Origin of the sequence: Rothia sp. (in: high G+C Gram-positive bacteria) (genome assembly GCF_015265375.1) — a bacterium.
Taxonomy (GTDB): Bacteria; Actinomycetota; Actinomycetes; order Actinomycetales; family Micrococcaceae; genus Rothia.
In genome coordinates this window covers 1-9974 of record NZ_JABZXW010000067.1, presented here as the reverse complement: position 1 = coordinate 9974, position 9974 = coordinate 1, and the positions used below count along the sequence as shown (strand labels likewise).

General features: G+C 60.6%; 7 protein-coding genes and 1 pseudogene. 4 read left to right on the top strand and 4 right to left on the bottom strand.

What is annotated here, in order from left to right:
- The 4 genes and pseudogenes from HXO69_RS07860 to HXO69_RS07845 all read left to right on the top strand — a co-directional run.
- Positions 1-670, top strand: a pseudogene (locus HXO69_RS07860) (anthranilate phosphoribosyltransferase); the annotation flags it as partial.
- Between the two features lie 536 nt (positions 671-1206).
- Positions 1207-1656, top strand: coding sequence for an NfeD family protein (locus HXO69_RS07855; RefSeq protein ID WP_296546362.1), 450 nt, complete (start codon positions 1207-1209; stop codon positions 1654-1656).
- Between the two features lie 80 nt (positions 1657-1736).
- Complete coding sequence (locus HXO69_RS07850; protein WP_296546360.1) at positions 1737-2732, top strand: SPFH domain-containing protein; 996 nt, start codon at positions 1737-1739, stop codon at positions 2730-2732.
- 189 nt (positions 2733-2921) lie between these two features.
- On the top strand, positions 2922-3260 hold the full coding sequence (locus tag HXO69_RS07845; RefSeq protein ID WP_005506034.1) for an RNA polymerase-binding protein RbpA: 339 nt from the start codon (positions 2922-2924) through the stop codon (positions 3258-3260).
- Between the two features lie 191 nt (positions 3261-3451).
- Here HXO69_RS07845 and HXO69_RS07840 read toward each other — a convergent pair whose 3' ends face one another.
- From HXO69_RS07840 to tatC, 4 genes are all read right to left on the bottom strand, one after another.
- Positions 3452-4186 carry a polyprenol monophosphomannose synthase gene (locus HXO69_RS07840; RefSeq protein ID WP_296546358.1) on the bottom strand — a complete coding sequence of 245 codons (735 nt, stop codon included), beginning with the start codon at positions 4184-4186 and terminating at the stop codon, positions 3452-3454.
- Positions 4187-4320: 134 nt separating this feature from the next.
- Positions 4321-5499 (bottom strand): amidohydrolase, encoded by a 1179-nt coding sequence (locus tag HXO69_RS07835; protein WP_296546356.1) that lies wholly within the window; start codon positions 5497-5499, stop codon positions 4321-4323.
- A 211-nt stretch (positions 5500-5710) separates the two neighbouring features.
- Positions 5711-8752 (bottom strand): RNA helicase, encoded by a 3042-nt coding sequence (locus tag HXO69_RS07830; RefSeq protein WP_296546355.1) that lies wholly within the window; start codon positions 8750-8752, stop codon positions 5711-5713.
- 273 nt (positions 8753-9025) lie between these two features.
- Positions 9026-9907 (bottom strand): twin-arginine translocase subunit TatC, encoded by an 882-nt coding sequence (gene tatC / locus HXO69_RS07825; protein WP_070634059.1) that lies wholly within the window; start codon positions 9905-9907, stop codon positions 9026-9028.
- Between the last annotated feature and the right edge of the window lie 67 nt (positions 9908-9974).

The window sequence follows — 9974 nt, the reverse complement described above, 5'->3', positions numbered from 1 at the left end:
CCTCGACATGCCCATTCCCGCAGTCGCCGAATGCGCTCGCGAGACCGGCATCACCTTCCTGTTTGCGATGACTTTCCACCCGGCAATGCGTCACGTGGGCCCGACCCGCCGCCTGCTGGGCATTCCGACCGCGTTCAACTACCTGGGCCCCATGACCAACCCGGCGCGCGTGAAGTCCTCGGCTATCGGTGTTGCTAACCCGGTCATGGCTGAGAAGATGGCTCACGTCTTCGCGGAGCGCGGCGACCACGCCCTGATTTTCCGCGGTGATGACGGCCTGGACGAGCTGACCATCGCGACCACGAGCCGCCTGTGGGAGGCTGTTGACGGCGAACTGACCGAGTACCGTTTTGACCCGACCGAGTACGGCCTGCAGAACGCGCCGCTGGAGCAGCTGCGTGGCGGCGACGCCGAGTACAACGCGGGCATTTTCCGTGCAATTTTGGCGGGGGAGGGCGAAGCCCCGAAGAGCCCGCTGCGCGCTATTCACGACGCCGTGGTGATGAACGCTGCAGCTGGCCTGGTCGCGTACCGCCCGACCAACGGGGAGAGCTTTGAGACCCGTTTCACTCAGGCTTTGGCTGATGCACGCGAGTCCATTGCATCCGGTGCAGCGGAGCGTGTGCTCAACGCATGGGTAGAGTTCAGCGAAAAGCACGCAGAAGCGTAAAGCTCTAGAAATTGATGGCAGGCACCCGAGACGAACAGAGCGCACCGAAAGGTGTGGAGTCTCGGGTGTTTGTCGTTTAATGGGACGTACTGAGGAGTCCGAGGTTCAGAGCATGTGAGCGTACGGCTAGATGAGGTGCGCTGAGCGCGGAGAAAGATGCGAGGCGCACGGAGCTCAGAACCGCGGACGGAACAGCGCAGTCGCAACAGTTGCACTACGAGGAGCACAGGTTTGACCCGTGCCAGCTAGAGTGTAGAAAGCACCGGTGAGCAGCCGGTGGGGTAGTGAAAAATAGGTCTACTTTACATAATGTATATTATCGGCTTTTTAGGGAAGTCTAGAATGAACCCAAGATTCCCCGTATCTAAATAAAGTCTTAACAGTTCATGTATTAACCTCACTCGGTCACTAGAACTGTCGCCTACACTCAATCCACCTGAAATAATGGATATACCCCGCATCACGAAGGTGTCGTCGCCTCGTGTGTAGATCCAACGTCAACCACGCCGGTTGATGTACATCAAAGGAGAAAACTCGTGGATTGGCTCTTTGAGACACCCTGGACACTCTGGGTTGCACTCGCCCTCGTTTTCGCCGTCATAGAAATGCTCAGCCTCGACCTGTTCTTTCTCATGCTGGCGATCAGTGCAGGCATTACCGCAGCAATATCTCCCTTCGTGGATAACATGCTGATTCGAACCGTTATTTTCGTGGTCATCTGCCTGATTCTGGTTCTTGGCCTGCGCCCGCCGTTGCTCAGGAAGCTCAATAAATCAGCCACCGGCGCTGTCACTAATGCTGAAGCTCTCATTGGCGCTGAGGTGCGCGTCACTCAAGATGTGACTAGTGAAACCGGTTTGGTGGTACTAGCAGGCGACATCTGGACGGCACGCACCGCCTCCGGAACGCTCCCTGCAGGATCACACGCGAGGGTACGAGCCATTGAAGGCGCTACCGCAATCGTAGAGCCTCTCCCCCACACCTAAGACCCATCTGAATACCGGCTCCAAATACCAATTCAGATACCCTAAAAACACACCATATAACTCACCGATAAGGAGAAATAATGCCTATCAGCCTTATTCTGACGGTCCTACTCATCCTCTTCGTGCTGACGATGCTCGCCAAGACCGTGCGCGTCATCCCGCAGGGACGAGCCGGCATCGTCGAACGACTGGGCAAGTTCCACGCCGTTCTCAACCCCGGCCTGCACATCGTCATTCCCGTAGTTGACCGCGTGCTGCCCCTCATCGACCTGCGCGAACAGGTCGTTTCGTTCCCCTCGCAGTCCGTGATTACCGAAGATAACCTCGTGGTCGGCATCGACACCGTCGTGTACTTCCAGGTCACCGACCCTCAGGCTGCAACCTACGAAATCACCAACTACATTCGCGCCGTGGACGAGCTGACCAGCGCAACCCTGCGTAACGTCGTCGGTGGCCTGAACCTGGAGCAGACCCTCACCTCCCGCGACCAGATCAACGCGGAACTGCGAGGCGTGCTCGACTCCACCACCGGCCGCTGGGGTCTGCGCGTCTCCCGCGTGGACATCAAGGAAATCCAGCCCCCGGCATCCATTCAGGACTCCATGGAGAAGCAGATGCGCGCAGAGCGTGACCGCCGCGCCGCAATCCTCACCGCAGAAGGCCAGAAGCAGTCCGACATTCTGACCGCCGAGGGTGAGTCCCGCGCCGCAATCCTGCGTGCAGAGGGTGAAAAGCAGGCACAGATTCTTCGTGCAGAAGGTGACGCACAGTCCGCCATCCTGCGCGCAAACGGTGAGGCTGAGGCCGTGCAGAAGGTCTTCGCAGCCATCCACGAATCCAACCCCAGCCAGCAGCTGCTCACCTACCAGTACCTGCAGACCCTGCCCAAGCTCGCCGAAGGCGACTCCAACAAGCTCTGGTTCATCCCGACCGAACTCGGCGATGCACTGCGCGGCCTGGGCAACGCATTCGGCACCCTGCCCGCATCCGACCTTGCAGACGCACCGAAGAAGCCCGCAGCAGAGGCTCCCAAGAGCGCACCGCAGGCCCCCGGAAGCTACGGCATCAACGGCTAAACGCGGAATCTAACGCATAAAAAGGCGCGAATCACCAAAAATCACGCCGAATAAACACCACCACGCTGGGCGGGTGGAGACTATTACCGATATAATGGATGTTTTGTAAACGTTCGAGGGAATAGCTCTCCCCCGCCCAACGTTATGCCTAAAGCGCCACAAGGCGCACCCGACGACACTGGAGGAAAAATGAGCGATCGTAGCCTGCGCGGTATGCGCCTGGGTTCCCAGTCGATGGAAACCGAATCGAACGTACAGCCCGCGCCCCGCCAGCGCGTCGAATACCGTACCGCAGACGGTGACCGCGTTTTCGTGACCTTCGCGGCAGAAGCCGAAATCCCCTCGGTCTGGACCGCAAAGTCCGGCAAGGAAGCATACCTCGTCAACGGCGACTCCACCGCAGACGCCGAAGAAGAGAAGCCCGCACGTACCCACTGGGACATGCTCATGGAACGCCGCAGCATCGAAGAGCTGGAAAAGACCCTGGAAGACCGCCTGGAATACTACCGCAAGCACTACGCGCTCTAAAAGCACCGTAGACACGCCGTAGAAAGGCTATAGAAGCCCGCTAAGAGCCACTTGCGCTCTGAGCGGGCTTCTTTGTTTTGGTAGTGGCTTCCTCGGCACGTTAGCCAGGAAAGAGCGCTACAGAAAGCGAAAAGGCCGGGGCGGATACATAACGTATCCGCCCCGGCTTTTCGTATAAGTCTCAGAACGAGTTACTTGCCCAGAGCCTTCTTCAGCTTCTGAACGCGGTTGGTCAGACCCCAACGAGTCACCTTAGACATCGAGTCAAAGATAATGTTGCCGTCCATCTTCGAAGCGCCAATCTCACGCTCAACGAAGGTAATCGGAACCTCAACAATATTCAGACCCGCCTGCTCGGAACGCCACGCCAGATCAACCTGGAACACGTAGCCCTTCGAGTCAATACCGTCCAGGTTCAGGCGCTGCAGAGCGTCACGGCGGTACGCACGGAAACCAGCGGTAATGTCCTTAATGGAGGTACCCAGAATCAGGCGGGTGTACAGGTTAGCGCCGCGAGAGAGAATCTGACGGTGAGCCGGCCAGTTCTTGGTCTTGCCGCCGGGAACGTAACGCGAACCAATAGCCAGGTCAGCGCCCGCCTCCACGGCACGAACCAGAGAAGGAAGCTGCTCAGGCTGATGCGAGCAGTCAGCATCCATCTCAATCAGAACGTCGTAGCCTGCCTCAAGGCCCCAATCGAAGCCAGCGAGGTATGCGCCACCCAGACCGTCCTTAACGGTGCGGTGCAGAACGTGAATCTGGGAATCCTGAGCCGACAGCTCATCAGCAATCTGGCCGGTGCCGTCGGGGCTGTTATCATCCACCACGAGAATGTCCACCTCGGGAGCTGCCTTACGAAGACGCTCTACCACGATGGGTAGGTTCTCCTTCTCGTTATACGTCGGGATGACAGTTAGAACGCGCATATTACTCCCTCACAGGTGCATATAAAACAGGCAGTGTAGATATCCAGTATACCGGGTAAACATGTGGGCAACTGAACCAGCGGGGGCTTCCACTGCCCCTAAACTGCCTAAAAAGGTGCTGATAAGCTAAAAAATTAGTTACTTTCAGTGTAAATAGATTCCAGGATGGGCAGAGGCGAATCCTCATCCAGCACCGGAAGCAACGGAATGCGAGCGCGGGGGTGGGTGCTCCACGACGCGACGCGGGAGTCGGGTGCTTGGACCATGAGGGCTTCGACGCGCCATTGTGCTACGTATGCGGGGGTGTCGGGGGTGAGCTGGCCGGTGAAGGGGTTTTCTTCGTGGGCGAGGCGGTATACGCCGCGGGTGAGGGCGGCGAAGGCGCTGCGTGCGGAGATGCCGTGTTCGTCGTTGACGAGTTCGCGGATGAGGGACCAGGCGCCGGGTGCGTACAGCTGAGCATCAGAACCCAGCGCGATGGAGGTGCCGGTTGCGTTTGCGCGGCGGGCTACGGATGCCACAGATTCGCGTGCTTCTCCCCCGGCGTGGGCGAGGAGCGCCTGGACGGTGTCGTTGGCGGTTTCGACTTCTTCGGGTTCGCAGACGCTGAGGCCGAGGTTGATGCGTGCTTCTGCCAGCTGGGTGAGGTATTCGTCGGTGATGGGGTCTTGCGGGGTGCTGATTGCCGCGTCGAGGCGGATGGAGAGCCAGGGGTGGTTCTCGCGTACGGCGAGCGCGGCGTCGGCTGCGGTGGTGAATCCGGTGGATGCGTCGATGGAGAGCAGGAGTGCGGCGTCTTCGGCTACCTGTGCTGCGGCGGGTGCCTCGTCGGGTGTGACAGAGATGCCGACCAGCTGCAGACCTTTGACGGCGCGTTTGCCTTCGGTGAGGGGGCGTAGTGCTTTGATGGCGCTGATGAGTTCGTCGGTTTCTACGCCGGTGGCGTTGAGGATGAGGCGGATGTCGGGGGTGCCGTGTTCGGCGCTGTAGTAGCTGAGTGCGGAGACGAGGTCGGGTACGTCTTCCATGCCGGCGAGCAGGGTGTGGGTGTGGTAGCCGGCTGCGCGGTATGCCTGCAGGTAGTCGAGGATTTCGGGTGCTTCTTTGCCTGCGACAGGTGCGAGGGCACGCGCAAAGGTGGGGGTCAGCAGGGCGCCGTCAAGTTCGGTGATGGTGGCGGACTCGTCAGCAATGGAACGCGCCCCGGAGTCGGAGCCAACCCAGCGGACGAAGCCGTCTTCGACCAGCATTGCGGTTGCGTACGGGTCGACAGGGCTGTATACGCTACCATCTACGAAAATACGGGTAGACATTAGAATCCTTTCACCATTGAGGCGCGCCGAGGCGCACACGGGGGCGGACACTTCGATTGTGCTCGCGTAGCTTAGCTGAGCGTCTCTTTCGAGTATAGAAGCACCCCCGCTGCCTGTGGTAGTTCGTTCGTCCTTAGATGACGTGGAACAACGCACAGGTGCGAGGGTGGTAGCCCGAACCGGTTGGGCGGGACGTAGCGCTAGGCGCGGGTTAGACGTCCAGCGCGACCACACCGCGGCGTACCGCCTCAATCGCTTCTTCACAGCGGGCGCGGATAACCGGGTCCAGGGATCGGATATGGGCGATCTGGTCCAGTGCGTCCAGTACCTGCTTAGCCCAGCGTACGAAGTCGCCGGCGGCAAGGCCGGTGTCTTCGATTGCCTTGGCGAGGTGGGCGCCGTTTGCCCAGGCGTACATGGGTTCGACCAGGCCGAAGTCGCAGGCGGGGGTCAGGTTGACCTTGAACTGTTCCTCGGCTGCGTTCAGGTCGGCGAGGCGCTGCGTAATCGTAGCAATGGGCGCACGCAGGGACGGGTGCGGATAATGAGCCAGGTACTCCACCGCGTCGCGCTTACCCTGGTAGGTCAGCGCGGCAACGGTTGCAGCGATGGCGGCGGGCTCCAGCCCGTCGAGGAAGTGCGCATCCAGGCACAGGGCGGTCAGCAGATCGCGCTCGCCGTAGATGCGGCGCAGCGCCTGTCCGCCGGCGGTCAGCGACAGTTCGCCGTCCTCGGTGCGTTCGACGTAGCCGTAGCTCTCCAGCAGGCGCGAAATGCGGTTGAAGACCTGCGCAATCGTGTTGGTGCGGCGCGCAATCTGACGGCGCAACCCTTCCGTCTCGGAGTTGAGCTTCTGCCAGCGCTCAGCCCAACGCATATGGTTCGCGCGGTCCGAGCAGCCGTGGCACGGGTGGTTACGCAACTGAGCCTGCAGAGCCTCCAGCTGCGCGTCAATGCTGTTCTGACGAGCCGGGATGTTCTGCTGCGCGAGCGCACGCGGGGCGCGGCCGTCATAGAGCGCCTGGCGCATGCGGCTTGCGGTGTCGCGGCGTTCCTTGGGGGTTTTCAGGCTCAGGCGCTTCGGAATTTTGATGCGTGAGACCGGTTCGACGGCGCCCTCGAAGTCGCGGGTTGAGGCGGTGCGCTGGTGCGCGTCCTCGGTGACGATGCCGATGCGCGGGTCGGCGTGCGAATCGGAGCGGGTGACCACGACCGCGTAGCCGCGGGAGCGGCCGTGCGGAATGTAGATAATGTCGCCGGGCAGAAGCTGCTGGATGCTGTGGTGTGCCTGCGCGCGGGCGTGACGCTCGTTGCTCTTGGACGCCTTCTTCTCCAGCTCGGCGATTTGGCGGCTGAGCTGTACGTATTCGGTGAAGTCGCCCAGGTGGCATGCCATGGCTTCGCGGTAGCCTTCCAGGGCGTTCTCGTTTTTGCGTACGCGGGAGGCGACGCCCACGACCGACTTATCTGCCTGAAACTGCGCGAACGAGGATTCCAGGATTTTGCGGGTGCGTTCGGCGCCGTAGGAGGCGATGAGGTTTGCCGCCATGTTGTAGGTGGGGCGGAATGAGGAGTTTAGCGGGTAGGTGCGGGTTGAGGCGAGGGTTGCCACGTGTTCTGGGGACATGCCGGGGCGCCAGATGACTACGGCGTGGCCTTCGATGTCGATGCCGCGGCGGCCGGCGCGTCCGGTCAGCTGGGTGTATTCGCCGGGGGTGATGTCTACGTGGGATTCGCCGTTGTACTTGGTGAGCTTTTCCAGGATGACGGTGCGTGCGGGCATGTTGATGCCCAGTGCGAGGGTTTCGGTGGCGAAGACCAGCTTGATGAGGCCCTGCGTGAAGAGGGTTTCGACAACTTCCTTGAAGAGGGGCAGTAGGCCGGCGTGGTGCGCGGCGATACCGCGGATGAGGCCGTCGCGCCACTCGTAGTAGCCGAGGGTGTTCAGGTCGCGGGTGTCCAGGTGGGCTGTCGCTTCCGCGATGTAGGCGCGGATGGTCTGTTGCTGTTCGGGGGTGGTGAGCGTAATGTCGGCTGCCACGCACTGGCTGACCGCGCCGTCGCATCCGGCGCGGGAGAAGATAAAACAGATAGCGGGAAGCAGGCCCTGCTTGTCGAGGGCGCGCACCATCTCCGGGCGGGTAATGCGCTGCGGACGCAGGGGCTTCTGCTCACCGCGCGCATCAAAGTCCTGGTCGTTACTGAAACGATCATTGCTGAAACGGTCACGACGGTTCGAGCCGCCGCGCTCGCCGCTGCTGAACGTCTCATTGAGCCAGCCTTCACGGCGGTGACGGAAACGTTCACGCTTGCCGCCGTAGCGTCCGCGGCCCGGGCTCGAACGGAAGCCGGGGCGTAGCGCCTTCAGCTGCGGGTTCAGGCGCAGACCGGCAAGCAGCGGGTTGGCGCCCGCCTCTACGGTTGCGCCGCGCTGCTTAGCTTTCTGTGCCTTCTTCGCCTGCTTGCGGGAGAGCTTCTCCTCCGGCTCCTGCTTCTTGCCGTTCGCGGAGTTGTCCTCGGGTACGAATAGATCCACCACACGGTGACCGACCATCATGTGCTGCCACAGGGGCACCGGGCGGTGCTCAGAAACAATAATGTCCGTGCCGCCGCGCACTGTATCCAGCCACGCGCCGAACTCCTCAACGTTCGACACCGTCGCCGACAGAGAAATGACGTTCACATGCTCGGGAAGGTGAATAATCGCCTCTTCCCACACTGCACCACGGAAACGGTCCGCCAGGTAGTGCACCTCATCCATCACCACGTAGCCCAGACCGGTCAGCGTGGTCGAGTTAGCGTAGAGCATGTTGCGCAGCACCTCGGTGGTCATCACGACCACGGGCGCTTCCGTGTTAATGCTCGTATCGCCGGTCAGCAGACCCACATAATCCTCACCGTACGCGCGCACAAAGTCGTGGTATTTCTGGTTGCTCAGCGCCTTAATGGGGGTCGTGTAGAACGCCTTCATGCCGCGGCGCAGCGCCAGGTAGATACCGAACTCGCCCACAATGGTCTTACCTGCACCGGTAGGGGCGGCAACGAGGACGGAGCGGTCCGCCTCCACGGCGGCACACGCCTGACGCTGAAAATCATCCAGCGGAAAATCAAGGGACGCCTCAAAAGCCCCGAGGGCGGTCTTTGCGTAGGCGGCGCGCTCTCGGGATGCGGCGTAGGCGGCAGCGTAGTCGGTGCCGGTCTGCTCGTTAGAAGTTTCTGCGTCAGAAGTGTGCTGTGCGTGGTGCTTGCTCATAGTATGTCCAGTGTAACCGCTCGCCCACCGCCCACCTTCCGAAAGCATCCTGCACGGGCACTAATCCGGTATGGGCGAACAGCGAGCGCATCCGGCGCGGTATAACGCTCCCTCTGGGGCTCGCTATGGAGGTGCCGTGCGAGCCGGCGTTGGAAGCCTTCCCGGCAGGCAAATCCGGGCATGCGACTAATCTGGGCACGCGAAAGGGGCGGGGCACAGAATCTTTCTGTACCCCGCCCCTTTCGGCGATGTTGCTCAAAGCGAGCTATTCAATTAGGAAGTCTTCTCTTCCTCGAAGTAACCCATCTTCGCCAGGTCTTCGGCGCTGGTTGCGGTGTTCAGGCTTGCTTCGTCCGAACCCTGCGCCAGCTTGGCGAGCTTGCGGTCGCGGCGCTTGTCGTTAATCATGCAGATGCCGATTGCTGCGAAGAAGAAAATCAGCAGCGGCGCCATGAGCACGAACATCATCATGATGTCGCTACCGGGTGCGGTCAGCGCTGCGATAACCGCAACGAGGACAACCACCCAACGCCAAGCCTTCAGAATGGTCGTGCCGCGAATCAGGCCCAGCATGTTAATGCCAACCAGAATCACCGGGATGATGAAGGCACAAGAGAAGGTCACAACGAACTTCAGAATGAAGGAGATGTACACACCCGCGTCAATGTAGTTACTTTCGTTGACGGGGGTGAACTTCAGCAGCGCGTAGACCACGCCGGGGAGGGTGAAGTACGAAATGGCGACACCGCAGGCAAACGCGAAAATAGATGCGGTGAGGAAGCCGAAGAGATACTTCTTCTCCTTGGTGTGCAGTGCCGGCAGCAGGAATCGCAGTGCCTGGTACAGCCAGACGGGGGACGCGATCACCAAGCCGATGTACATACCGACCTTCAGCAGCTGGTCGAAGGGAGAAGCGACGCTACCGTAGTTCAGGTTTGCGTTGCGGCCGGTTTCTGCGTTGATCTGCTGCAGGGGCGCAGAAATCATTTCAATGAAAGGCTGGTAGAGGAAGACCGTACCGATGATGGCTGCGATGACGGTTGCGATAGCCGCCTTGATGAGGCGGTCGCGGAATTCGCGCAGGTGTTCCTTGAGTTCCATGCGTGCTTCAGGATTAAGTTTGCGGTTGCGCACGTCCTGGTCAGGTGTTGCCACGTGGTGTCCTCTGGGTGTCGGTGCCGTGTGTGATTCGGCTGAGGGGGTCTGGTGGGGTGTTTATGGG

Coding starts and splice junctions, on each gene's coding strand:
- HXO69_RS07850 (WP_296546360.1), top strand. CDS start 1,737: ATGCCTATCAGCCTTATTCTGACGGTCCTACTCATCCTCTTCGTGCTG.
- HXO69_RS07845 (WP_005506034.1), top strand. CDS start 2,922: ATGAGCGATCGTAGCCTGCGCGGTATGCGCCTGGGTTCCCAGTCGATG.
- HXO69_RS07840 (WP_296546358.1), bottom strand. CDS start 4,186: ATGCGCGTTCTAACTGTCATCCCGACGTATAACGAGAAGGAGAACCTA.
- HXO69_RS07835 (WP_296546356.1), bottom strand. CDS start 5,499: ATGTCTACCCGTATTTTCGTAGATGGTAGCGTATACAGCCCTGTCGAC.
- HXO69_RS07830 (WP_296546355.1), bottom strand. CDS start 8,752: ATGAGCAAGCACCACGCACAGCACACTTCTGACGCAGAAACTTCTAAC.